23 protein-coding genes and 1 tRNA gene are annotated in these 23,527 nt (G+C 72.5%); 9 read left to right on the forward strand and 15 right to left on the reverse strand.

From position 1 onward, the window contains the following. Window positions 1–197: 197 nt before the first annotated feature. Window positions 198–821, forward strand: a complete 624-nt coding sequence (locus QOM21_RS25545) for an O-methyltransferase (RefSeq protein ID WP_407555806.1) — start codon at window positions 198–200, stop codon at window positions 819–821. Between the two features lie 116 nt (window positions 822–937). Here the strand turns inward: QOM21_RS25545 and QOM21_RS25550 are convergent, their stop codons facing one another. From QOM21_RS25550 to QOM21_RS25575, 6 genes are all read right to left on the reverse strand, one after another. Continuing rightward, window positions 938–1,156, reverse strand: a complete 219-nt coding sequence (locus QOM21_RS25550) for an FmdB family zinc ribbon protein (RefSeq protein ID WP_407553359.1) — start codon at window positions 1,154–1,156, stop codon at window positions 938–940. Between the two features lie 25 nt (window positions 1,157–1,181). Then, entirely contained in the window at window positions 1,182–2,219 is a 1,038-nt protein-coding gene (locus tag QOM21_RS25555) for a sugar kinase (protein ID WP_407553360.1), read from the reverse strand. Then, window positions 2,216–2,851 carry a bifunctional 4-hydroxy-2-oxoglutarate aldolase/2-dehydro-3-deoxy-phosphogluconate aldolase gene (locus QOM21_RS25560; protein ID WP_407553361.1) on the reverse strand — a complete coding sequence of 212 codons (636 nt, stop codon included), beginning with the start codon at window positions 2,849–2,851 and terminating at the stop codon, window positions 2,216–2,218. Before QOM21_RS25560 ends, QOM21_RS25555 begins: the two co-directional genes overlap by 4 nt. Before the next feature lie 305 nt (window positions 2,852–3,156). After that, entirely contained in the window at window positions 3,157–3,858 is a 702-nt protein-coding gene (locus QOM21_RS25565) for a FadR/GntR family transcriptional regulator (RefSeq protein WP_407553362.1), read from the reverse strand. A 406-nt stretch (window positions 3,859–4,264) separates the two neighbouring features. After that, window positions 4,265–4,999: a DUF4383 domain-containing protein gene (locus tag QOM21_RS25570; protein WP_407553363.1), complete on the reverse strand. Its 735-nt coding sequence runs from the start codon at window positions 4,997–4,999 to the stop codon at window positions 4,265–4,267. Window positions 5,000–5,637: 638 nt separating this feature from the next. Continuing rightward, window positions 5,638–7,017 carry a hypothetical protein gene (locus tag QOM21_RS25575; RefSeq protein ID WP_407553364.1) on the reverse strand — a complete coding sequence of 460 codons (1,380 nt, stop codon included), beginning with the start codon at window positions 7,015–7,017 and terminating at the stop codon, window positions 5,638–5,640. A 142-nt stretch (window positions 7,018–7,159) separates the two neighbouring features. Between QOM21_RS25575 and QOM21_RS25580 the strand changes: the two genes are divergently transcribed. The 4 genes from QOM21_RS25580 (at window position 7,160) to QOM21_RS25595 (ending at window position 9,956) form a co-directional block, all read left to right on the forward strand. Continuing rightward, window positions 7,160–7,231 (forward strand) — tRNA-Val (locus QOM21_RS25580). A gap of 267 nt (window positions 7,232–7,498) precedes the next feature. Beyond that, window positions 7,499–8,584 carry a DUF1152 domain-containing protein gene (locus QOM21_RS25585; protein WP_407555808.1) on the forward strand — a complete coding sequence of 362 codons (1,086 nt, stop codon included), beginning with the start codon at window positions 7,499–7,501 and terminating at the stop codon, window positions 8,582–8,584. Between the two features lie 264 nt (window positions 8,585–8,848). Further along, window positions 8,849–9,400: a DoxX family protein gene (locus tag QOM21_RS25590; protein WP_407553365.1), complete on the forward strand. Its 552-nt coding sequence runs from the start codon at window positions 8,849–8,851 to the stop codon at window positions 9,398–9,400. Window positions 9,401–9,455: 55 nt separating this feature from the next. Beyond that, window positions 9,456–9,956, forward strand: coding sequence for a VOC family protein (locus QOM21_RS25595; RefSeq protein ID WP_407553366.1), 501 nt, complete (start codon window positions 9,456–9,458; stop codon window positions 9,954–9,956). A gap of 292 nt (window positions 9,957–10,248) precedes the next feature. Here QOM21_RS25595 and QOM21_RS25600 read toward each other — a convergent pair whose 3' ends face one another. Further along, window positions 10,249–11,097: an alpha/beta fold hydrolase gene (locus QOM21_RS25600; protein WP_407553367.1), complete on the reverse strand. Its 849-nt coding sequence runs from the start codon at window positions 11,095–11,097 to the stop codon at window positions 10,249–10,251. After that, window positions 11,094–11,693, reverse strand: coding sequence for a MarR family winged helix-turn-helix transcriptional regulator (locus tag QOM21_RS25605; protein WP_407553368.1), 600 nt, complete (start codon window positions 11,691–11,693; stop codon window positions 11,094–11,096). Before QOM21_RS25605 ends, QOM21_RS25600 begins: the two co-directional genes overlap by 4 nt. Before the next feature lie 394 nt (window positions 11,694–12,087). Here QOM21_RS25605 and QOM21_RS25610 point away from each other — a divergent pair, with 394 nt between their 5' ends. Then, complete coding sequence (locus tag QOM21_RS25610; protein WP_407553369.1) at window positions 12,088–12,483, forward strand: hypothetical protein; 396 nt, start codon at window positions 12,088–12,090, stop codon at window positions 12,481–12,483. Window positions 12,484–12,595: 112 nt separating this feature from the next. Here QOM21_RS25610 and QOM21_RS25615 read toward each other — a convergent pair whose 3' ends face one another. Together QOM21_RS25615 and QOM21_RS25620 are read right to left on the reverse strand one after the other, a co-directional pair. Next, window positions 12,596–13,252, reverse strand: a complete 657-nt coding sequence (locus QOM21_RS25615) for a nucleoside/nucleotide kinase family protein (protein WP_407553370.1) — start codon at window positions 13,250–13,252, stop codon at window positions 12,596–12,598. Window positions 13,253–13,829: 577 nt separating this feature from the next. After that, window positions 13,830–15,065 carry a methyltransferase gene (locus QOM21_RS25620; RefSeq protein WP_407553371.1) on the reverse strand — a complete coding sequence of 412 codons (1,236 nt, stop codon included), beginning with the start codon at window positions 15,063–15,065 and terminating at the stop codon, window positions 13,830–13,832. Between the two features lie 237 nt (window positions 15,066–15,302). Between QOM21_RS25620 and QOM21_RS25625 the strand changes: the two genes are divergently transcribed. Further along, the gene (locus QOM21_RS25625; RefSeq protein WP_407553372.1) at window positions 15,303–16,253 is read left to right on the forward strand and encodes a universal stress protein; all 951 of its coding nucleotides are present in this window, start codon (window positions 15,303–15,305) and stop codon (window positions 16,251–16,253) included. 121 nt (window positions 16,254–16,374) lie between these two features. Here QOM21_RS25625 and QOM21_RS25630 read toward each other — a convergent pair whose 3' ends face one another. Further along, window positions 16,375–17,007: a GNAT family N-acetyltransferase gene (locus QOM21_RS25630; protein WP_407553373.1), complete on the reverse strand. Its 633-nt coding sequence runs from the start codon at window positions 17,005–17,007 to the stop codon at window positions 16,375–16,377. An 88-nt stretch (window positions 17,008–17,095) separates the two neighbouring features. Further along, complete coding sequence (locus QOM21_RS25635; protein WP_407553374.1) at window positions 17,096–17,710, reverse strand: DedA family protein; 615 nt, start codon at window positions 17,708–17,710, stop codon at window positions 17,096–17,098. Window positions 17,711–18,263: 553 nt separating this feature from the next. On the opposite strand from QOM21_RS25635, the gene QOM21_RS25640 reads away from it, so the two are divergent. Continuing rightward, a complete protein-coding gene (locus tag QOM21_RS25640; RefSeq protein WP_407553375.1) occupies window positions 18,264–18,902 on the forward strand; it encodes a superoxide dismutase family protein in 639 nt (212 codons plus the stop codon). Between the two features lie 136 nt (window positions 18,903–19,038). Here QOM21_RS25640 and QOM21_RS25645 read toward each other — a convergent pair whose 3' ends face one another. From QOM21_RS25645 to QOM21_RS25655, 3 genes are all read right to left on the reverse strand, one after another. Beyond that, window positions 19,039–19,506, reverse strand: a complete 468-nt coding sequence (locus tag QOM21_RS25645) for a DoxX family protein (RefSeq protein ID WP_407553376.1) — start codon at window positions 19,504–19,506, stop codon at window positions 19,039–19,041. Between the two features lie 213 nt (window positions 19,507–19,719). Continuing rightward, entirely contained in the window at window positions 19,720–21,549 is a 1,830-nt protein-coding gene (locus QOM21_RS25650; protein ID WP_407553377.1) for an alkaline phosphatase D family protein, read from the reverse strand. Between the two features lie 195 nt (window positions 21,550–21,744). Beyond that, window positions 21,745–22,389, reverse strand: coding sequence for an HNH endonuclease family protein (locus QOM21_RS25655; protein WP_407553378.1), 645 nt, complete (start codon window positions 22,387–22,389; stop codon window positions 21,745–21,747). Between the two features lie 196 nt (window positions 22,390–22,585). Here QOM21_RS25655 and QOM21_RS25660 point away from each other — a divergent pair, with 196 nt between their 5' ends. Beyond that, window positions 22,586–23,344 (forward strand): ABC transporter permease, encoded by a 759-nt coding sequence (locus QOM21_RS25660; protein ID WP_407553379.1) that lies wholly within the window; start codon window positions 22,586–22,588, stop codon window positions 23,342–23,344. Window positions 23,345–23,527 lie beyond the last annotated feature (183 nt).

The raw sequence follows: 23,527 nt of genomic DNA on the forward strand, positions 1-23,527 counted from the left end.
CACGCGGGGGTCGGGTACGAGCCGGGGGCGGGGCAGTTGGCCCGCACCCGGCTCGTGGCGGCGAAGGGCGGCTCCAGGGCTCGGCTAATCTCGCCGGGGCGGTCGACCGAGCCGAATCCGGATGTCGGCCGGCCCCGCTGTCCGGCATCGAAGGAGAGTCAGTGACCGAGTCGAAGAGCACGCCGATCACGGCGGAGATGTATGACTACGTCCTCGCCCACAACCCGCCGCTGGACCCCGTTCAGCGGGAACTCGTGGAGACCACCCACCGGCAGTTCCCCGAGTCGGCCGGTATGCAGTCGGCGGAGGAGCAAGGGCCGCTGCTCGCGTTCCTGGTGCGGCTGATCGGGGCGCGGCGGGTCGTCGAGGTCGGGACGTTCACCGGGTTCTCCGCCCTGTCCATGGCCCAAGCGCTGCCCGCGGACGGCACGTTGATCGCCTGCGACGTGTCCGAGGAGTGGACCGCGTACGGCCGCGAGGCGTGGGCCAGGGCCGGGGTCGCGGACCGTATCGACCTGCGGATCGCCCCCGCGCTGGAGACTCTCGCGGCCCTCCCGGCGGAGCCGCACCTCGATCTCGCCTACCTCGACGCGGACAAGGGCGGCTACATCGCGTACTGGGAGGAACTGGTGCCGCGGCTGCGGCCCGGCGGTCTGATCGTCGCGGACAACGTCCTCTTCCACGGCGGCGTCGTCGACCCGGAGGCGACCGGTTCGGCGCGGGCCATCCAGGAGTTCAACGACCATGTCGCGGCCGACAAGCGGATGGAGGCGGTCATGCTCACCGTCGCGGACGGGGTGACGGTGGCGCGCAAGCGGTGAGCTTCAGCCGTCGGCGTCAGCCCTCGGTCGGTGGCTGAGGGCTGGGCCCGGAACGGCTGCCCCGGGGACGACCGACCCGAGGCGACCGTCCCGGCACCGCTGCCCCGGCTACGTGACTAGCCGCAGCAGCCGCCTCCGCAGCAGCCGCCCCCGCCGCCCCCGCCACCGCTCGGGGCGGGAGCGGACGCGGAGCCGCCGACGGCGACCGCGGACAGCAGCTTGACGGTGTCCTCGTGGCCATCGGGGCAGACGGCCGGGGCCGAGGACTCGGCCATGGGACGGTTCAGCTCGAAGGTGGAGCCACAGGGGCGGCACCGGTACTCGTAGCGAGGCATGGCCACAGATTAGCCGCGACGCCGCTCAGCGCACGACGGTCCCGGGTGGCGCGCCCAGCATGCTCAGCTCCGCCCTGGTGGGCGCGCCCTCCCAGTCACCGTGGGAGGCCACCGCGAACGCGCCGGTGGTCACCGCTCGCTCGAGGCGCCCGGCCGGCTCCTCGCCGTCGAGCAGGGACGAGAGGTAGCCGGCGACGAAGGCATCGCCCGCCCCGACCGGGTCCACGGGCCGTACGGATTTCGCGGGCCGGTCCGAGCTGCCGTCCCGGGTGAAGACCCTCGCTCCGTCCGCTCCGAGTTTGACGACGACCTCCTTGACGCCGAGGTCGAGCAGCAGCCGCGCCTGAGCGGGGAGCGGACCGGCCACTCCCGCTTCGTCGGTGTCCTGCGGCAGGCACAGGAGGAGTTCGTCGTCGGAGGCGATCAGGATGTCCACATACGGGATCCAGGTGCGCAGGACACGGGACGCCTCGTCGGCGGCCCACAGACGGGCGCGGTAGTTGACGTCGAGACAGACCAGGCTGCCCGCCTGCTGCGCGAGTTGGAGCGCGAGGAGGGCCGCCGAGGCCGCGGTGGGGCTCAGCGCCGGGGTGATGCCGGTCAGGTGCAGGACACGGGGCGGTGCGACGGCGAAGGCGCGTTCCACGGCGCTTTCCGTCAGCCGCGAGCCCGCCGACCCGGCCCGGTAGTAGTGCACCCGGGTGACCTCGGGGAGCCGCGGCTCGAAGAGGATCAGCCCGGTGGGCGCCTCCGGGTCGGCCGAGGCGACCGAGACATCGACGCCCTCGGCGCGCAGCGTACGAAGGACCAGCTCGCCGGCCTCGTCGTCGCCGACCGCCCCGCCCCAGCGGACGGCGTGGCCGAGCCTGGCCAGTCCGATGGCGACGTTGCTCTCCGCGCCGGCGACGGAGACCTGCATCGTGCCGCCGAGCTTCAGCGGGCCGCTGCCGCGCAGAGCGACCATCGTCTCGCCGAAGGTGAGGACCCCCGGGTGCTGAGCGCCTTCCCGGGGTGAAGACCCCGCGGTCCCCGGCTCGGTGGACCGGTCAGAACCCCTGGTCATCGGGCACACACCGCCTTGAACTCCGCCGCGCGCTTGCGCAGCGCGGCCAGGTCGCCGCCGTCCGCGGCGTCTCCGATCAGGGGCGACCCGACGCCGACCGCCACCGCTCCGGCGGCGAGGTACGCGCGCGCGGCGGCCGCGTCGACCCCGCCGACCGGCACGAACGGCAGATCAGGGAAGGGGGCGCGGAGCGCCTGGAGATAGGCGGGACCGCCCACCGACGCCGGGAACAGCTTCAGGGCCGATGCGCCCAGCGCGTTCGCCGCGATCACTTCGGACGGTGTCATCACACCGGCGAGGGTCGGCAGCCCGCGGCGTACGGACTCTTCCAGGCCGGCGCCCAGACCGGGCGTGACCATGAGGTTCGCCCCGGCATCGGCGGCGCGACGGGCGTCGTCGGCGGTCAGGACGGTACCGGCGCCGAGCCAGGCCCCGTCGCCGAGAGCGGCACGCGCCCGCTCGATGACGGCGAGGGCGTCGCTTCCGCTGAGGGAGATCTCGACCAGCGGAACGCCCTCCTCCGCCAGCGCCATGACCGTACGGAACGATGCCTCCGCATCCGTGCCCCGAATGATGGCGACCAGTCGCTCGTCCCGCAGTGCGGTGCCGAAGCCCGCGGTAGTGAAGTCCATGACCCTTCCTGTTTCCGGTGTCGGTGTGGTGTGCCCGGAGATGGTGTCCCGGGGTCGGTGTGTCCCGGGACTGCCGGCGTGCGCTGTGGTGGCGTCCGCTGTGGTGGTTTCCGGTGGTGGTTGCGGTTCCGCGGGTAACCCCGTGTATCTCCCACGGGTATACAGGGTCGGATAAGTGTGGGTACCACGGGGTCCCGTCCGGACCCCTCCGCGAGCTCCGCGATGGGGCGAGGCCGGGGGCGTGCGCCCGTGGACACCCGCCACCCGCAGGTGGCTGCCTGCGGGTGGCGAGCGCGGACCGGCGCCTACGGGTGATCACGGGCGGACATGTCCAGCAGTTCGAGCATTGCCATGTAGGCACCGTCGACATCCCGGTCCCGCACCGCCTCGACGACCGCGGCGTGCGCCGCGTACGGGTGCTCGGACGCGCCGTTGGCGTGCACGGCCCGGTCCCGCTGGATGATCACGGGCACGATCACCCGGTACATCTGGGCGTAGAAGCGATTGTTCGACGCGATCAGCATCGCGGTGTGAAAGGAGGCGTCGGCGCGTACGAGCAGCACGGCGTCGCTGTCGGTCGCCGCCATCGCGCTCAACGCGGCATTCAGCGCGGCGAGGTCGTCGTCGGTACGGCGCTCCGCCGCCAGAGCGGCCGCGGCGGGCTCGATGGAACGGCGGAGTTCGAGCACGTCGGCGAAGAAGTCGGACGACGGGCCGGCCGCCAGCTTCCAGCGCAGCACATCGGCGTCCAGGAGATTCCACTCGTCCCGGGGGCGGACGACCGCGCCGTGCTCCTGACGAGTGCCGAGCAGCCCCTTCGTGGTCAGCACCTTGATGGCTTCACGCAGGACGGTCTGGCTGAGGTCCAGCTCCGCCATCAGCTCCGGGGCGGAGAGCGTCTCTCCCTCTCCGTATGTGCCGTTGACGATCCGCTGCGCGAGCGCTTCCACCGCCGCGCCGTGAACAGTGCGGCCCGTGGAGGAGGCTGCATCTCCCAACTGCCTCATGCTTCTCCCTGATCTCCCTGATCTCCCTGGTCTCCTGGTCTCTCTGGTATCCCTGGTCTCTCTGATCCGTGGTTCCCACCGGCGTCACTGGCGCGCCGCCTGCCCGAGTGGTGACGCGCCGCGCCACATGTCCGCCGACATGTATGCGGTCACGGATGCCGATGCGTCGGCGACGCCTCGTGCGCTCCGCGAACGATCATTCACGCGTGGGCGGTACCGGCTACCGGCTACCGGCCACTGGCAATCCGGTCACCGGTCACCGGTCCCCCTGAACGATCGGCGGGGCGGCGGCAAGTGCTCACGACCTGCCTGCCGCCGGTCGGCCTGCCTGACGCCACGCCGCCCACATGCCGGCCGGGACCTGGCGCCGGGAACCGAGGCCGAGGGGGGCGGCGGGCCGAATCGGTCAGCTGCCGGGGGAGTCGCCGGAACCTCCCGGGGGTGCGCCCCGTGTTCCCGAGGCTGCGGAGCTGCCCGCCCGTCCGATCACGCCGCCGCGCGCGGGGGGACCGTGAGCGGCCGTACCCGCTCCCTCCTGCACCCGCAGGAGCGCGGCCCGCTTGGCCGCTGCCACTCCGCCCTCGGGCTGCAACCGCGCCCTGGCCAGCCGTTCCGCTTCCTCGGGATGCCTGGTGCGCCAGTACGGGTTGTCGTTCGGCAAACCGCCGCTGACCCGTCCGTACATGCCGAAGACCAGCAGCATCAGCCCCACCAGGAAGCTGAACACCACGTTCTGGATCTCGAAGGCGAGGAAGTTCGCATCCGTTTCCAGCAGCGCCAGATTCACGAATCCGCTCAGCAGGAAGAGGAGGCCGAACACGATGTTCAGAGTGGAGGCGAAATTGCCGCCGATCACCATGCCGCCGAAGAGCAGGCCGCCGACGACGATCGAGAGCACGCTCAGCGCGCCGTTGGTGTTCAGCCCGGCCACGGTGTCGCCGCCGGTATCGAAGAACCCGATCTTGTCGATCAGACCGAGGACGCCGAAGACCACCAGCACCACGCCCATCAGCCCGGCGCCGACGCGGTAGACCCGGCTGAGCCGGTGGTCCACCGGCAGATGTTCGTCGAGGCGTGTGTGGCGCGGCTTGCCGTGGAACGGCTTAGAGGGCCTGTGCAGGCCAGTAGCCCCAGTCACCATGTCCGGCCTCCTTCGCGCAGGTTTGCCGCCTGGGCCGTTCTGCTCTCCAGGATCCGCCACGCCGCCGCATCACGCCATCGCGCCATCTTCCGCCCGACCACCCCGCACGCTCACCGGTCCCCACCGCACCACTCACAGAACGCCGACCACACGAACCGAAGGCACCGACCACTGCCGGCGCCCCTCGTGCCCGAGCCACACACGCCGCCCGGCCATACGGGCCGGACCAGGCCACACACGCCGACCGCCACACGGGACGGCACACACCGACCGACGATCTGAAGCCGGCCTGCCTGCACCGGGGCCTGGGCGAGCCTGGGGCACATCGGACGGGCTGCCGCAGGGCGGGCCGGGCGGGCCACGCCCTGCGGGCTGCGCTGGGCCGGCCTACAGGCTCAGCGGCCACGCCGTACGGGCCCCGCGCCGGCGCTACACGCCCAGCGGCCACGCCGCGCAGGGACGGGCCTGAGCCGCCTGCGCTGGGCGGGCAACACAGGGGCCTCCGCGCTGGGCCGTACGCGCCCAGCGACCCACGGGACCCTCCGAGCGCACACCGGCCATGCCAGCCGCCCGCGTCGAGCCGGTCAGCCAGCCCCTACACCGACGACGACCGCCCACTCAGCCGACCGACCGCTCCATCATCCGCCCGCGCCGCCCCGCGCCTCGCGGATTTCCTGCACCACCCGGGCCGCCGTCTGCCGAATCGCCTCGGTTTCGGTCAGGAAGTGCCACCAGTCCGGGTGGCGGCCTTCCAGCCCCTCGACCGCGCGGTCCAGCCGCGCCACGGCGTCGTCCAGGGGGCCGGCATGCCGTGGGTCGGGGGTGCTGCGTCCGGCCATCGCCAGCCGCTGGGCGTCGCGGATCGCGAAGCGGGTCCTGTCGACCTCGTTCTGCCGGTCGAAGGACACCGAGTCGAGCCGCTGCAGACGGTCACCGGCCGCCGAGACCGCCTCGTCCGTGGTGTTCAGCAGGGCCCGCACGGTCGCCAGCCGGCTCGTGGCGTCCGCCCAGCGCTGTTCGTCCCGCGCCTGCTGCGCCTCCCGCAGCTTGATCTCGGCCTGCTGAACGGAGTTCGCGGCCTGCTCCGGTACGTGCTGCAGATCCTGCCAGCACGCCGCGCTGTAACGCCGCCGCAGCTCACTGAGCACCGGATCGACCTTCCCGGCACGCGTCGTGATCGCCTGCGCGCGGGTCCGCAACGACACCAGCCGCTTGTCGATCTCCGCCGCCGTCTCCGGCAGTCGCTCCGCCTCCGTCCGTACGTCCTCGGCCTTGCGCAGCACCTCGTCGGCGCGCCGGATCGTGTCCTGCACGCCGTGCTGCCCCGCGCCCTGATTGAGCTTGGTCAGCTCCGGCGCCAGCGCCGCCAAGCGGGCCGCCAACTCGTCCGCCTTCAGCCCCTGCGCCCGGACCGCGTCCAGCGCGTTGCTCGCCGCGAGCAGCGCCTGCCGCGCCCGCTCCACAGCGGGGGCGAGCCGCGCCAGCTGCGTCTCGGCGGTGTCCAGCAGCGGCCCCAGCCCCTGCGCGAACCGGTCCAGCTCCTGCTTGACGCGCTCCAGCTCCTCCTTGGCCCGCGTCAGATCGGCCCGCGCCCGCGCCACCGCGGCGCCGTCCAGGTCGTCCCGGTCCAGGTCGTGGGTGTCGACGGCGGTGATGTAGCCCTGACTCACCTCGTCGATCCGCCGCCCGAAACCCGCGTAGTCCTCCGCGGCCTTGCGTGCCCGGGGCGAACTGTCCACCGCGGTGATCGTCTCTATCGAGATCCGCAGATCCCGCTGCGCGGTATCCAGCTCGTAGAACGCCGCCGCCGCGGCATCCTTCGCGGCCTGCGCATCCGCCCGCTGACTCTCCCCGCGCCCGAACCAGCGACGGGTGCCCCCACCGGCGAACGAGGCCGGCGCCATCGCCACCATCAAGGGCAATGGCAGCAACATCAGCGCCACCACATCCCGGACCTGGCCCCCGCGGGATCTACGGCGTGCTCGCTGCTCGTGCGGCTGCGCGTGTGTCGCCGTCACATCCCTCTCCCGATCGGATCGCCCCAGAACCGACTCACATTCTCCCACTCAACGGAAACGAACACACCGGCCGGTAAGTTCACACTTCGAGCACTGGTTTGCAGTTCAGCCCTGGTGGCAAGGTAGTCTGTCGGCTCGGCAAGGGCGCATAGCTCAGCGGTAGAGCGCTGCTCTTACAAAGCAGATGTCACAGGTTCAAATCCTGTTGTGCCCACTCCTTGCGTTGAACGACAAAGGCCCAGGTCATCCGATGTGGATTCGGATACCTGGGCCTTGATCGTTTTCTTGGCGTGTCGCGCGCGCCAGGATTGGGTGCCGGTCGTGCGTTGTGTGGCCTGTTGTCGCCCGTCCCAGCTGCTGCCCTCCGCGTGGTCATGCCCTTATGCCGGGCGGGGTGTCGGGCGGTCCGGGACGCTTTTGAGTGCCGCCGCGCGGTCCGGCGGCGGGGGGTTTGGGATCGTACGCTGGGACAGTGACCCGCTTGTTCGTGGCTGCTGGAGGGGGCGGTGACGCTGTCGCCGCCGCGATGCTGGACGCGGGTCTGTACGGCGGGGAGAGCCCCGCCACGGTCTTCACCTTTGCCTGGGATCGGCTGTTGCCCGATGCCGCGCCGGGCCCGAGAGGGCCGGAGGACTTCACGGGGCTGCGGCCCCTCACCCCGAGTGTGTGGACCGTCCCCGCCGAAGCGGTGCCGATCGCTCCGGCCAGCTCGACGCTGCCCGGCCTGGCGGCGGAACTCCCGCATTCCCTTGCGCTGATCGATCCGCACCACGGTGCGGAGGGGATTGTCCGTCAACTCGAAGAGCTGATAAGGCACTTGGACCCTGATTCCGTGGATCTCCTGGATGTGGGCGGCGATATCCTCGCCCAGGGCAGCGAGTCCACTCTCCGTAGCCCGCTCGCCGATGCCCTCACCCTCGCGGCGTGCTGCGAACTCAACTTCCCCGTACGGCTCCTGGTCGCCGGCCCCGGCCTCGACGGCGAGCTTCCCGCCGAGGCGCTGCGCGACCGACTGGGCCCCGTCGCCCTGACGCTCACCGCGGAGCATGTGGAGCCCGTCGGCTCGGCGCTGGAGTGGCACCCTTCGGAGGCGGCGGCGTTGCTCGCAGCGACGGCGCGAGGTGCGCGGGGGCTGTGCGAGGTCAGGGGTGATGGTCTCCCTGTACCGCTCACGGACGAAGGGGCTGCCGTTTACGAGGCGGACCTTGAGGAAGCCCTCGACCGGAATGAACTCGCCGGTGCCATTCTCGCAACGGAGAACCTGAGCGAGGTGGAGCAGTACAGCCGCGACATCTGCGGCTTCTCCGAAATCGACCAGGAGCGGGGTGCCGCAGGTCGGCCGGCCGGCAGGTCTGTCCAGGAGCTCGACCCGGAGGTCGTGCTGCGTCAGCTCGACGCCTTCGAGTCCGATGCCCGGGCCCGCGGGATCACCCACACCACGTTCCCTCGGCTTGCCGAGGCTTTCGGCCTAGGTGGCAAGCACGACCCGGGCCTCAAGGGAATGCTGCTCGGGCGCCGCCCGGAGCGGTATGCGTCGCCGATCTGGCGTGTGGCGCCGGGAGTGTGAGACGGCGCTTGTGAAGCCCCCTGGGGAGCGCTCGGGGAGCCCCTCGTGGTGCCCCTCGTGGGTCGTGCTCGCCTCGGATTTTGTTTGTGCCCGCTCAGGTCTTGTTCCTCGCCCCGGTCGTCTCGGTTCGCCTCGGTCGTCCGGTGGTCCGTCGGCGTGGTTGTCCGGGGTCGGGGTGCTGTGTATCGTCGCAAAGGTGACTTGAACTTTCAAGTAACTGCCCGCGGCCGGTCGGCCCCACCCTCACGGGAAAGAGCGCTCCCCATGACGTCCCCTCTAGGCACTCTGCGAACCGTCAGCATCGGCACGGAGGCGCACCGCGCCCCGTCCACGCACGGCTACGACGCCGGTCTGTTGCTTCTGCGGCTCGCGCTCGGCGTGACGATGGCCCTGCACGGTGCGCAGAAGCTCTTCGGCTGGTTCGGTGGGCCGGGCCTGGACGGCACAGGGCAGTTCTTCACGATGAGTGGCTATCCGTCGGGGCGGACGATGGCTGTCGTGGCCGGGCTCAGCGAGACGCTCGGCGGCCTGGGGCTCGTGTTCGGCCTGCTCACGCCGCTCGCGGCAGCCGCGGTCGTCGGCACGATGATCAATGCTCTGGCCGTTAAGTGGGGTGGCGGTTTCTTCGCTCCCAAGGGTGTGGAGTACGAACTGCTGCTGACAGCGGGGGCCGCCGCTCTGGCGCTCACCGGTCCCGGCCGTTACGCCGCCGACCGTCTGCTGCCTGCTCTGCGCGCGCACCGGCTCGTGTACGGCGTCGCCGCTCTGGTGCTCGGAGTGGTGGTCGCCGGAGGCGTGCTGCTCGTCCGCAAATAGCAGGTGCTTGTGCCGCTGGGCCGCGGGAGCGGTGCGGCAGGAGATCGGAGGACTCATGTCCGTACGACGTCTTAATCACGCGGTGCTCTATGTCCGCGATGTGGCGCGATCCGTCGCCTTTTACGCCGACGCTCTCGGGCTCGCGCTGGACACCGAGATCCCCGGGCGGGCTGCGTTTCTGAGCGCGCCGGGATCGCTCAACGATCACGATTTGGGGTTGTTCGCGGTAGGGGCGGATGCGCCGGGGCCGGAGGCCGGTCGGGTGGGTCTCTATCACCTGGCATGGGAGGTCGGGACGCTCGGTGAACTCGCCGCGACCCGGACGCGGCTCACCGCCCACGGGGCGCTGGTCGGCTCCACTGATCATCGCGTCTCCAAGTCCCTGTACGCGAAGGATCCGGACGGCAACGAATTCGAGGTGATGTGGCGGGTTCCGCGGGAGGACTGGCCGGGGCCGGATGAACCGGACAGGCTGCGTCCGCTCGATCTGGCGGCGGAGTTGGAGCGCTGGGGCCCCGACCTGGTGACCGGCGCCGCGGCGGGGGACGCCACCTGAGGGTGCGGGCGATGAAGGCGCGGCGGGCCCGGAGAGGGGGCGCCGCTGTGAGGGCCGGCGGGTCGTGTCGGGGTGGCTGGGGCGCGTATGGCCAGGGGGTTGGGTATTCGTCGGCGCCAGGTGGGCTGCCGGGGGCTCAGCCTCCGCCATCCGCCGTCCGACTTCTGTCGGTCGCCAGTTGATGAGTGATGCCGCCGATGTGGTCTCGCGAGCGGTCGACGTTGATGAGGCCCGCCCTGTCGTGGTCGAGGGCCGTCTCGGGGCCGGTCCGCCGTTTTTCCTTGTGGCCCGGTCAGTAGGGCAAGGACGACAGGAAGGCATGCAATTCCTGGTCGAACAGCGCGGTGTTCTCCAAATTGACCATGTGGGCGGCGCCCGGTATCCGCACTCTTCGGGCGCCGGGGACGGCCAGTGTGATCGCGTGGGCGTTGGCGGAGATGTCGGTGCTGTCGAGGTCGCCGTCGAGCACGAGCGTCGGCACCCGGAGCTCACCGAGTCTTGCTGCCGCACCGACCTCGACGGGTCTGCCCGCGCCAAGCCCGTCGGCGTGTACCTCGATATTGGCCTCGGCCGAGGCGCGCAGGCGCTCGCGCAATCCGGGGTGTACGGCGGACGGATCACGGTGCGGCCCGTCCACCCACATCCGCAGGAAGTGCTCGACGTATCGCTCGACGCCGTCCGGTGTGCCGATCGCCGCCACCTGTTCCTTGATGTGCGACAGGAGGAACGGGTCGGTGAAGGGGCGCCCGCTGATCCCCGGTGAGGCGAGCGCCAGCGCCGTCACCCGCCCCGGGTGGGCGAGCGCGGTGTCGAGCGCGACCCGGGCGCCGTGCGACAGCCCGACGAGGACGGCGCGCGGGACGTCGAGTGCGTCGAGGAGGGCCGCCAGGTCGTCGTGGTTGGCGTAGTCCCCGGTGATGGTGGAGGAGAGGCCGTGGCCCCGGGAGTCGTAACGGATGGCGCGCAGGCCGGAGTTCACGAGCCAGGCGAACTGTTCGTCCCACATGTGCTGGTCGAGCATGCCGCCGTGCAGCAGGACCACGGCGGGGCCCGAACCGGCCGTTTCGTAGAACAGCTCGCCGTCCTCGATCTCCACGAGGCCGTTGTCGATCTCGGACCAGGCACTGATTCCGTTGGTCATTCCGTGAGCCGTCCTTCGTGTGGCACCTGCGGTGGTGCTGGTGAAACTGGAGTCGCTTGCGGGCTGCGATGACTGCCCGAGTTATCGGGATTGCCGGTTTCCTCCGGTGGGACGCGCGAGCCGGCTGCCAGGTGCCGGAATTCCTCGCCCATTCGGTCGAGCACCCGCAGGGCCGTGGCGATCTCCTCCGCGGTGAGGTCCGCCAGCCCACGCCGAAGCCCGGCGCTCTCGGATGCCTGGATCCCGCGCATCATTTCGGAGCCCTCGGTGGTGAGGCGGATCAGGGAGGAGCGGCGGTGGGCGGGGTTGGGGGCGGTGACCACAAGGCCCAGCTCTGCCGTGTGGTTCACCCAGCGTTGTACCGGCTGCCGGTCGAGCCCCAGGGTGCGGGCCAACTGCGGCACGGTGCGGGGGCCTTCGGTGCGCAGCGCGTCCAGCAGTGCGTGTTCACCTGCGGTTATGCCGGTGCCCACCAGCTCGCGCTCCACCGAGCGGACGGCCGCGCGGTGGAGGGGGCGCAGGCGCTGGACGACGCCGTGCAGAAGGTCCTCGGTGGTGGTCTGGCCGCTCTCGTTACCCGCCTCAACGACACTCATGGTGTCATGATGACATCGCCGGTGTCGTTTGGGAAGGGGTGGATGCGGGCGGGGGGGGGGGGGGGGGGGGGGGGGGGGGGGGGGGGGGGGGGGGGGGGGGGGGGGGGGGGTGGGGGGGGGGGGGGGGGGGGGGGGGGGGGGGGGGGGGGGGGGGGGGGGGTGGAGGGGGGGGTTGGAGGGCCTGGAGTTGGGGGGGTTGCGCGGGTGCGGGGGATTTGTGCATTCCTGTGGGGAAGACGCGGTTACGTGGCTGAAGGTTGGCTTTCGTGATGATTGAGTGCGGATGCGTTCGTGTGTGGAGGGGCGGGGCTGTGGTTGCCTCGGTGGAGCGCGAGATGTGGAGCGCGAGAGGTGAGACGCGAAACGTGAGACGAAAGGTGAGGGTGGACGGCGGATGAAGGTTGGTCTCTTGAGGGCGGTGGGGGCGGCGACGGCGGTCTACGGGATCGCGGTGACGGCGCTGCCCGACCTGTTGGCCCGGCCCTCGGGGCTGGTGGACGACGAGGGGAAGAGCGAGCCGGCGACCCGGATTTCGCTGCGTCCGCTCGGCTGGCGCGATGCGGCGAGCGGGCTCGCGATGGTCTTGGCGCCGGCCGGACCTGCGCTGCGTACGGCCGCTTGTGTGCGCCTCGCCGCCGACTTCGGGGACGCGGTCCTCCTCGGCGCGACGCTGCCGGACCGCGCACGGAAGAAGGCGGTCGCGGTGTCCGTCGGATGGGGAGCGCTGTCGCTCGTCGGACTGCTCGCGAAGGAGCGGCAGCCACGGGAGGGGCGGCCACAGGGGGAGTGAGAGGCGCCGGCCCCGGGAGCTTCGCCGGTCCCGGGGCGCATCGGCCGCCCCGGGTGTGAGGGGCGGGTGGCCACGGAGCAGGCAGGACGTGCGAGGAGCGTGCAGCGGGGCGCTATTCGGCCAGTGGGGGAGGAGCCGTTTCGGGCGTGAAGGTGACGATGAGGTCGGCGTGGGTTCGAGTCGACGCCACCACGCGGGCGTTGGCCTCGTCCGACGCGTGAACGAACCGCTCGGCCTCCGCATGCGGCCGGCCGAATCGTTCGTGGCGGTCGATCAGCCGCCTGACCCGCTCCGACGTCTCCAGCTCCACGTACCAGACCTCGTCGAGCAGTGTGCGGACCCGGGCCCACGGCGGGGAGTCCAGGAGGAGGTAGTTGCCTTCGGTGACGACGAGCGGCACGTCGGGCGTCACGGGGATGCTTCCGGCGACGGGTTCCTCGATACGACGGTCGAAGGCCGGCGCGTAGACGGTGACCTCGGGTTCCGGGGAGCGTAGGCGCGCCAGCAGGGCCGCGTAGCCGGCGGAGTCGAAGGTGTCCGGCGCGCCCTTGCGGTCGCGGCGGCCCAGCCGCTGCAACTCCGCCTCCGCGAGGTGGAAACCGTCCATCGGGACGAGCGCGGCCTGCTCGGCCAGCTCCGCGACGAGACGGGCGGCGAGCGTGGACTTGCCCGCGCCGGGCGGCCCGGTGATGCCGAGCATTCGACGGCGGTCGGCGGTCGCGGTGGCAGCGAGGCGGCGGGCGCGGGCGAGAAGCTGCTGGGCGTCCATGGTGGTCCATCGTGCACGATCGGCGAGGGGTCCTGACGTGGGAGGGGTGCCGGGCGTCGGGTGCCCCGGGGGCGGGTGCAGGGCCGGGCGCTGGCACAGGGGTGCGGTGCGTCGCCAACTCCGCTGCTGCTGGGGGAGGGAGGCCGCCACCGCCAAGAGCACCCGGCCGACGCGGGTGAGGCAGTGAAGCCGGTGATGAGGTCGGGTGCGCCGGCTCGGTACGGGGGATGGCCCGGTGGTGGCTCGGTGCGGGTGATGATGCGGTGCGGGTGCTCGTGCCCTTCTGGAGCGGCATCTGGGCGTGGGTACGGCGGGCCAATGCACGGCTTTGCGGGCCGAGAGGGAGCAGGCCGCCCCAGGTATCGGCCGCCCCCGTTCGTCCGACGCCTGCCGGAGCCGAGCCAGGGGGGCCACGCCAGGCGCCCGATATCAGGCGCCGGACGCAAGGCGCCGCACGTCAGGCGCCGCACGTCAGGCGTCGGAACCCAGCCCCCGGATGCCGGATGCCGGACGCCAGGTGTCCGGGGCTCGGCGCCAGTTGGGGCTGGGTAGCCGGGGGACGGCGCCGGGCGGTGGTTCAGGTGGTCGCGCCCAGCCGCCACAGGGAGGTGACCTCGGCGGCGCGGGCGACGTGCAGGGGGTCGGAGGTGTCTTGGGCGCGCGGGTGGCGGGGCAGGATGTCGAGGCGGTCCCGAACGGTCAGGCCGGCCTTGGCGAAGGCGTCGAGGAGTTCGGCGTGCGGCCGCAGCCCGAGGTGTTCGGCGAAATCGGACAGGATCAGCCAGCCTTCCCCGCCCGGGGTCAGGTGGTCCGCGAGGCCGTTGAGGAAGCCGTGCAGCATCCGGTTCCCCGGGTCGTACACGGCGTGCTCCACAGGGGAGGTCGGTTTGGCCGGTACCCAGGGCGGGTTGCAGACGATCAGCGGGGCCCGGCCGGCGGGGAACAGGTCGGCCTCGATGACCTCCACCTGCCCGGCGACGCCGAGCAGTTCGGTGTTCTCGCGGGCGCACGCCAGCGCGCGCGGGTCCTGGTCGGTGGCGACGATGCGCCGCACCCCGCGCCGGGCGAGCACCGCGGCCAGCACGCCGGTGCCGGTCCCGATGTCGAAGGCCAGCTCCTCGCTGGGCAGCGGCGCCTCGGCCACCAGGTCGACGTACTCGCCGCGGGCGGGCGAGAAGACGCCGTAGTGGGGGTGGATCCGGTCGCCGCCGAGCGCCGGGATCGCCACGCCCTTCTTGCGCCATTCGCTCGCACCGATCAGGCCGAGCAACTCACGCAGCGATACGACGAAAGCCACCTCGGAGGCGGGGGCGGGGGCTGACGCGGATACGGGGGCGGGCGCGGCGTCCCCTGCGGTCTCGGCCGAGCGCTCCGGCGCCGTCGACTGCTGCGCCGTCGGCCGCTCCGGCGGGCCGTAAGCCTGCGCGCACGCCTCCCGGACGTCGGGGGCCCGGTGCAGTGGGACGGCGTAGGTCGCGTCGAGCGGGATCAGGAGCATGCCCAGGATGCGGGCCCGTTGGTTCTGCGCGGCCCGGTGCAGGTGGAAAGCCTGGGTGACGTCCGAGGGGGGCGCCTTGCGCGGGCGGCGGTCGATGCGGCGGGCCAGCGCCGTCAGCAGCTGGCGCGCGTTGTGGAAGTCGCCCCGCCACAGCAGCGCGGTGCCCTCGCAGGCGAGCTTGTACGCGTCGTCGGCTTTCGTGCGGTCGTCCGCGATGACGAGGCGGCGGGGCGGCGGCGCGCCGTTCTCGGAACGCCAAAGGGCGGAGCGGGCCTCGTCGGCCTCGGTCCATTCGACGACCGGGGGTGAGTTCACCGAAATGTGCCTCGCGTTAGTGGTTCGACCCCCTTCCGCGCGCCGCTGCGGCGGATTCCCGGCGGCCCGGGTGAGCGCGGCGGGGGCAGCGCCCGTGCGGGTGGTGGGTGGGGGTGGTGACGGTCGACTCTACTCCGTGCCGGACGTGGCTCTTTAGCTCGCTGTCCTCGCCACCCGGGCGGGAGCAGGATGGAGACAGCCATTCCCCACGCTCACCGCACGTCACAGGAGGCGTCCATGGACACCCGTCCGATCATCGTCGGGGTGGACGGCTCCGTGGACAGCGAGCGTGCGCTTCGCTGGGCGGTGGAGGCGGCCCGGCTGCGGTCTGCGCCCCTGCAGGTGGTGCACATCCAGCCATACCCGGCCTCCTCGCGAGCCGCTGCGGAGGAGGAAGGCACCGGAGATCCGGTGCTGGACGACCTGCGGGCGGCCGCGGTGGCGCAGAGCCTGCCGGAGGTCGAGTTCCGTGGTCTCAGCGGGCTGACCGAAGAGCTGCTGCCCGCGCTCGGTGACGAGGGGCAGCTGCTCGTCCTGGGCTCGCGGGGCCGCGGTGGCCTGGCCGGCCTGCTGCTCGGCTCCAACGGACTCGCGTGCGCGGCTCGGGCCGCTTGTCCGGTCGTGGTCGTCCCGCACCCTGAACGGGGCGGCACCCGGCGGGGGCCGGGCGGGGAGGACGGTGGCGGGGCCAGTGGCGGTCCGGCAGCGGAACGCGCCGGACCGCAGCTGACGCTCGGCGTGGAGGTGTCCGCCGAGGAGCACGGCGCGATCGGCTTCGCCTTCGCCGAGGCGAGCCGCCGGGGCGCGTGGCTGAAAGTCGTCTCCGGTTACACCTGGCCGATGCTGATGCCGGCGTCCTTCGAATACGCCGCGGCCTACGAGACCACGCAGCAGGAGTACGAGGACGCGCTGGGCACCCAGCTGGTGGATGCACTGGCGCCGCACCGCGTGCGTCATCCCGGCGTCGATGTCGAGGTGCAGTTGCGCAACGCGGACGCCGTCGGGCAGTTGGTCGAGGCGTCCCGGGCCGGCGAACTTCTCGTGGTGGCACGGCACGCCCGCCGGTTCCCGGTCGGTCGGCGTCTCGGCTCGGTGGCGCATGCGGTCCTGCTGCACGCCCGGTGTCCGGTCGCGGTCGTGCCGGACGCCGCACGGGCGGACGGCGGCCACGGACCCCCGATCGTTTGACGCTGCCCGCTGCCCGCTGCCCGCTGCCCGCTGCCCGCCGGCAGGCCGCCAACTCGCCCCGAGGTCTCCATCGGGGCCTCACGACCCGGGCCTCACGACCCGCGTCTCACGACCCGCGACGTCAGCTGATGCCGAAGGCCGTCGCGTAGCGCACCGTGCCGCGTGGTGGAGTCGAGCCGTCCAGGGAGAGCGCCAGGAACGCCTCGTCCGGCCAGGGCTGCGGAGGCAGAATGCCGAACCGGGGGGCGGCCGGGGTGAAGCCGAAGCGCGGGTAGTACGGCGGGTGGCCGAGGACGATCGCGGTCCGCTCGCCGGCCGCGCGCGCGGCCTCCAGCAGCGCCCGGATCACCGCGCTGCCGGCCCCCGACCGCTGGTATCGAGGAAGCACCCCGCACGGCGCGAGGGCGACAGCGGGGGCGTCGTCGACATGGCAGCGGGTCAGCAGAGCGTGGGCGACGGGGGTGCCGTCGGGAGCCTCGGCGACGAACGACAGGCCGGGCAGCCAGGCCGCCGGATCGCGGCGCAAGGCGTCCACGAGATCCGCTTCCTCCGCACCCTCGAAGGCCGCGAGGTTGATACGGCGCACGGCCGCGATGTCCTCGGAGGTCTCGGGGCGCGGACGCCAGGTGATGGCGCCGTCGGACGGATCCGCCGCCGAGCCCGGGGCGACCGTGCCGCCGGTACTGCCCGTGCCGCCAGGGCTACCCGTGCCGCCCGCGTTGCCTGAACTCCCCGTACCGCTCGCACTGCTCATGCCGTTCAGCTTCGCACCGGGGACCGACAACCGGCCACGGGATATTCCGGCTTCGCGCGCTCTCAAGCCGGCCGCGGGCCACGCTCCGTCAGTGGGCGGCGTGGCGTTCCGGGCGGCGCATCAGGAAGACCGCGGCCGATCCGGCGGCGAAGAGGGCGAAGACGGAGAGCGCGGTGCTGATCCAGGAGGTGCCGAGCCACTGGCCGCCGAAGTAGCCAAGGCTCACGCTGTACGCGGCCCAGGCGAGGCCGGCCAGCGCCGACCAGGGGAGGAATTCGCGCACCGTGCGGTGTGCGACTCCGGCGCCGAGGCTGACCACCGACCGGCCCGCGGGGGCGAAGCGGGCCAGGACGACGATGCCGCCGCCCCCTCGGGTGAGCGCCGCGCCGAGTCGCTTCTGCGCCGCGGCCAGGCGGCGCGAGCGGCCGATGGCACGGTCGAAGCGGTCGCCGCCGCGCCAGGCCAGCCGGTAGGCGACCATGTCGCCGAGCACCGAGGCGGACGCCGCGCACAGCACCAGCGCGAACATCTCCGCCAGGTGGGCGCCGCTGTGCACGGACGCGGTGACATCGACGGCCCCGACCGCGTCAGCGGCGGAGCGGGTCCCGGCGGCGGTGGTGGCCGCGGCGATCACCAGGACACCGCTCGGCAGGATCGGGACGAAGACGTCGAGAACGACCGAGAGGCTGACGATCAAATACACCCACGGGGTGCCACTGAGGGACCCCAGGTTTTCCCACAACGTCTTGACTCCCGGTCCGAACCCCGCCGCGACGTCGCGCGGGGCGGCAGGGGCGGCTCTACAGCCATACAGCGTACGCCTGGCGATGGCCGCTGGGCGGCGTGGGGTGGTTTGTGTAGTACGTGTCACGGCCCGGTGAGTGTGCGGGGTCACACGCGTCCGCCCATCGCGCCCCGTCCCTGTAGTGGCATTTCGTCCGGCGCCGCCGCATCCCGTCGCTGTACCGCCCCTTCGTCCGCCGCCACATCCCGTCGGCATGCCGCTGCCTGCCGCCGCACCCCGTCGGCGGCACCGGCGCCCGCCCCCGGCGTCGGTCGCGAGGTCGAATTTCACCCGTTTCCCCGCCCTGTCACCCGGGTGCGCGGCGCGCCTGGGCGGACTGCCGAGAACGGTGTGAGCTGTACGAGTCAAAGGCGCGTGCGGCGGGGTTCAGGTCTGCGGACCGCCCTCCGCGCGCCGTGTGCTGAGGCGTCAGGTGCGGGGCACGGCGCGGATCGGAGCGGAGGGACGGGCGATGGTGGCAGCGCGAGGGGTGCGGGGCAGGGGGGCGGCGGCCGCCATGGCGTGGGCCGTGGCTTCGGTGGCGGTGGTGACGGCGGCCTCTCCCGCGGTGGCGGAACGCCGCGTGCGCCCGGTCTGGCTGCACACGCACGGACGCTTCGCGCCGCCCAAGGCGCTCATTCCGTCCGACGCCCTGACCTACAACCAGCAGATGGTCCCGGCGGGCGCGGGGATCTCCGTCGGTGAGTTCGCCGTGCGCCGGTCCACGCTGGTCTCGCTGCGGGTGGACGGGCTGCGCCCCGGGCACTCCTACGGCGCGCATGTGCACAGCAAGCCGTGCGGGGCCGTGCCCGAGGACTCCGGGCCGAACTACCAGGACGTCGCGGACCCCCGGCAGCCGTCCACCGACCCCGTCTACGCCAACGCGCTCAACGAGGTCTGGCTGGACTTCACCACCAACGACAAGGGGAACGGCGCCGCGGTCACCCGGCAGGCTTGGCGGTTCCGGCCCGGTGCGGCCCGGTCGGTCGTGATCCACGAGCGCCGCACCGCGACGGGGCCAGGGGAAGCGGGGGACGCGGGCGAGCGGCTTGCCTGCTTCACCGTGATGTTCGAGCGGCCGGGGTGGTACCGGGCGGGCGGCGCGCGCTGACGCACGCTCCACCGGCCACCTCCGGCGTCCGGGCCGCGCCGACCCGTCCCCGCCCCGAAACGCCGCACGGCCCGTTCGGCAGGGACGCCGAACGGGCCGTGCGGGGCCGGAGCGAGCGGTCTCCGGCCGGAGTGCGTCAGGCGGCGCTGGGCTCGCGCTGCGGGGTCGCCACCTGCTCCTCGGGCCGGCGGGCACCGAAGAAGAGCCGGTCGAGCGACCAGGCGCCGGGGCCGACGAACACGATCAGCAGGAACGCCCAGCAGAACATCGCGGAGGGCTCGCCGCCGTTCTGTATCGGCCACAGCGCCGAACCCTGGTGGCTGGAGAAGTACGCGTACGCCATCGAGCCCGAGCTGATGAAGGCCGCGCCGCGGGTGCCCAGGCCGAGCATCACCAGGGCGCCGCCGACGAGCTGGATGACCGCGGCGTACCAGCCGGGCCAGGAACCTGCCGGGACGGTGGAGCCGTTGCCCATCGCCCCGCCGAGGACGCCGAAGAGCGAGGCGGCGCCGTGGCAGGCGAAGAGCAGTCCGACGACGATGCGGAAGAGCGCGAGCGCGTGCGGGGTGGCTCTCTGCGTGAGGGAGCTCAGGGGAGCGGACATGTGGGGGACTCCTACGGTTTCTGGGAGGACGGCAACCGATGGAGCACAGGTTAGGGACACCTAACCAGTACTTGCAAGTTCAAACGTTGGCCAAGCGGGGAGACTGTCCCGGTAGGTCCCGTAGGTCCGGCAGTATCGGGGGAGGTTCGCGAGCGGTCCACCTCCGCCGCCCGCCGCCCGCCGCCCGCCGCCCGCCGCCCGCCGCTCGGCCCGTCAGTCGTCGGCGGGGACGGTGCCCGCGAGGCCCTCGCCCTCCTCGGCGACGCGCGAACCGGTCAGGGAATCGCTCCATACCGTCACAAGGCGGACGCCGTCTTCCTTCTCCCGGCGGGTCTGGTCCAGCCGGAGACGCGCCGCGCGGCCGTGCACCGTCAGCGTCATCAGCTGATTGCCGAACCACGGGCCGCCGGTGCGCCGCCACTTGACCGGCGGCGGGCCGAGCCGTCCGTGCCGGGCGAACACCTTCCCCAGCCATCGGCCGGCCCGGCTCCAGCCGAAGCGGAAACCGGCCTGTATCGAGGCGGGGATGCTGTTGTGGACGGGGGAGCAGGTCAGCTGCAGGACCCGGCTGGTGGGCCGGCGGCCGTGCGGCGTACGGACCTCGTCGGGACCGTCCGGGGCGCCCTTGACGGTGCGGGTGCGCCAGCGCGGTTCCGCGACGTACGCGTGGTGGACGTCGCCGGACAGCACGCAGATCGTGGCCGGCGCGCCGTCTCCGGACCCGGCCTCGGCGATCAGGTCACCGAGCGCGGCGAAAGACTCCGGGAACGCCGACCAGTGCTCCAGGTCGGCCCGCTGCCGCAGGGACTCGCTGTGGCGGGCCCAGCGCGGGCCGCGTTCCCCGGCGCACAGCGCGGCGTTCCAGCCCTCCGCGGCGTGGATGAGATGGGGCAGCAGCCACGGCAGCGAGCTGCCGATCAGCAGGTGGTCGTAGGAGCCGTGCCCGTCCAGCACCTGCTGGCGCAGCCAGTCCGCCTCGCCCTTGTCGAGCATCGACCGGCTGCCCTCCTCCAGGACGCGGTTGGCGCGGGTGTCGATCATGACGAGGCGTACCCGGCCGAGGTCGCGGCGGTAGCTCCAGCGCGCGGTGGTCGGGTCGGCGTCCGCGGCGGCGGCGAACTCCCGCACCGCGTCCGTCCCGTCGGGCACCGCCCGGACCCGGCCGTAGACCTCGTCGGCGGCCAGTTCGGCGGGCGACAGATTGCCCAGGTGCTGGTGGACCCAGTACGACATCAGGCCGCCCTGGATCCGGTCGCGCCACCACGAGGTCGCCCGGATCTCGGCGCGCCAGGCCGCGGAGGTGTTCCAGTCGTCGATGATGTCGTGGTCGTCGAAGATCATGCAGCTGGGGACCGTGGAGAGCAGCCAGCGGACCTCGGGGTCGAGCCAGGACTCGTAATAGAGGTGGGTGTACTCCTCGAAGTCGGCGACCTGCTTCCACGGCGGCTCGGTGACGTCCCGGTGCCGGGCCAGCAGGCGTGCGGTCGCCTCCGAGGTCTGGTCGGCGTAGACCTGGTCGCCCAACAGCAGCAGGACATCGGGTCGTTCGTCCTGGGGGTGGGCGCCCAGCCTGGCGGCGAGGGTGTCCAGCGCGTCCGGGCCGACCGGGTCGTGCGCGGCCCGGGAGGGGGTCGCCGACCAGCGGCAGGAGCCGAAGGCGATGCGCAGCCCGCCGTCGGAAGGGGAGCCGGAAGGGGAGTCGGAGGGCGCGTCCGTCGCGCGGTCCGTGCCTCCGGGGGGCGCGGAGCCGTCCGGCCGGGCCGGGAGGGCGCGGATCGTACTGACGGGGAAGTGGCTGCCGGGCAGCGGCCAGACCCGCTGGTCGTCCAGCAGGACCTCGTAGGGCGTCTCGCTGCCCGGTGTCAGGCCGGTCACCGGGACGAGCGCGTAGTGGTGCCCGGCCACCTGCCAGGTGCGGTCCACGCCGCCCTCCCCGCTGTCGCAGCGGATGCTGACCTCGCACGGGCGGTCGGTCTCCACCCACACCGTCGCGCTCTCGGCGTCGACGTACCGCAGCAGCGGCCCCAAGCGCAGTCCGGCCATCGGTGCCCTCCCTCGTGCGGGCGTGGTGCCCGTACCTCGCGATCAGAGCCGCCGTGGTCAGCCACGGCGTGGTCAGAGGATAGGAGGAGACGGCGCGCGGCGGGGGCGCGGGCGGCGGCGTGCCCGTCGGCCGGTGCTCCGGCCGACGGGCGGGCGCACCGCGTCACCCTTGGGGAGGCGGTGAGCGGTGGCCGCTCAGCAGGCGTCGAGGATCTTCTTGAGGGCGGCCTTCTCCGGGGCGTCCGCGGTCATGCCGTACTCGTGCTTCACCCACACCCACATCCGGGCGTACTCGCAGTGGTACGACGTCTTCGGGGGCAGCCACTCGGCCGGGTCCTTGTCGCCCTTCTCCTGGTTGAGGTTGTCGGTGACGGCGATCAGCTGGGAGTGCGTGAGGTCGTTGGCGAGCTCCTGACGGCGCTCGGTGGTCCACTGCGCGGCGCCGGACTTCCATGCCTCTGACAGCGGTATGACGTGGTCGATGTCCAGGTCGGACGCCTGGGTCCAGGTCGCGTCGTCGTAGGCCGAGACCCACTTGCCGCTCACCGCCGCGCAGCTGCCGTCCTGCTGTACGTCCGTGCCGTCGCGCTTGAGCACCACTTCACGGGTGTTGCAGCTGTCACCCTGCTCGATCCAGTGCGGGAACTTGTCGCGGCTGTAGCCGTCCTGCGGGCCCTCGGCCTGCTCCTTGATCTCACCGAGGTACGTACGGGCGGTGGCCGCGCTCGGCGGGCTGGGCGGTGCGGCCTGGGCGGTCTGCCCGCTCAGCATCAGCGTGCAGACCAGCGCGGCGGCCGATCCCGCGGCGACGGACACGCGACGCGCGTAGACCTTTGACATCGGAACTCCCTTGAAGTGGGGGGAAGTTGACGTGCGGTGCGCGCCCATGGTGGCGAGGTGGGGTTTCCACACGATGGGCACCAGGTAACAGAGTGGCGACATGCTCACGTCAGTACAAGGGTCTGACGCCCCGCCATGTGCGCGCCAGGGCATTTCGGTTGGGATGCTCCCGCGCGCACGCCCCTACAGTGAGCGCGTGCTGCTGCCGGTGAATGTCACTCTCGGGGTCGTCCTGGCCGTCCTGCTGGTCGTCGCCGTGGCCGTCGTCGCGCTGGCGCGTCTGGGGCACGCCCGCGCCGTCGCCGTCGCCGGGCTGCGCGCCGCCGTCCAGCTGACCGCCGTCTCCTACCTCATCGGCTGGGTCGTCAGCGCGGTGCCGTGGCTGCTGTGTTTCCTGCTGCTGATGTTCGTGGTGGCGACGCGGACCGCGGGCCGCCGCATCACCAAGAACCGCACCTGGTGGTGGGCTTCGGTGCCGATCGCCGCGGGAGTGGTGCCGGTCGTCGGGGTCCTGCTGCTGACGGGTCTGGTGCCGCCGCGCGGCCTCGCCCTGATCCCCGTCGCCGGCATCCTCATCGGCGGCGCACTGACCGCCACCGTGCTCGGGGGGCGGCGCGCACTCGATGAGCTGGAGACCCGGCGCGGCGAGGTCGAGGCGGGGCTCGCGCTCGGCCTCCAGGAGCGGGACGCCCGGATGGAGGTCGCCCGCCCCGCCGCCTCGGACGCGCTGCTGCCGGGACTCGACCAGACCCGCACCGTGGGTCTGGTCACACTCCCCGGCGCGTTCGTCGGGATGCTGCTGGGCGGCGCCTCGCCCGTACAGGCCGGTGCGGTGCAGCTGTTCGTGCTGGTCGCGCTGCTCGCGGTGCAGGCGGCGGCCTGTGCGGTGGTGCTGGAGCTGGTGGCGTGCGGACGGATCCACCGCGTACCCTTGACGCCAGCAGAAGGGGAGTAGCTCTTCGCCGGACCGTCGACATACTGCCCTCCCTCGTGGAGAGCCGGCGCCCGGAGGCCCGTCAGCACCGCGGATCGCGGCGACGGGCCAGCGAGACCTTCGGCCGCAGTGTCTGACGCTGCCGTGCCGAAGCGATCCCTCTTTCCGGGCTTTTCGGTGCGGCCCGACCGATCGAGGTATTCA

Origin of the sequence: Streptomyces sp. Pv4-95, from assembly GCF_045782725.1 — a bacterium.
Lineage (GTDB): Bacteria > Actinomycetota > Actinomycetes > Streptomycetales > Streptomycetaceae > Streptomyces.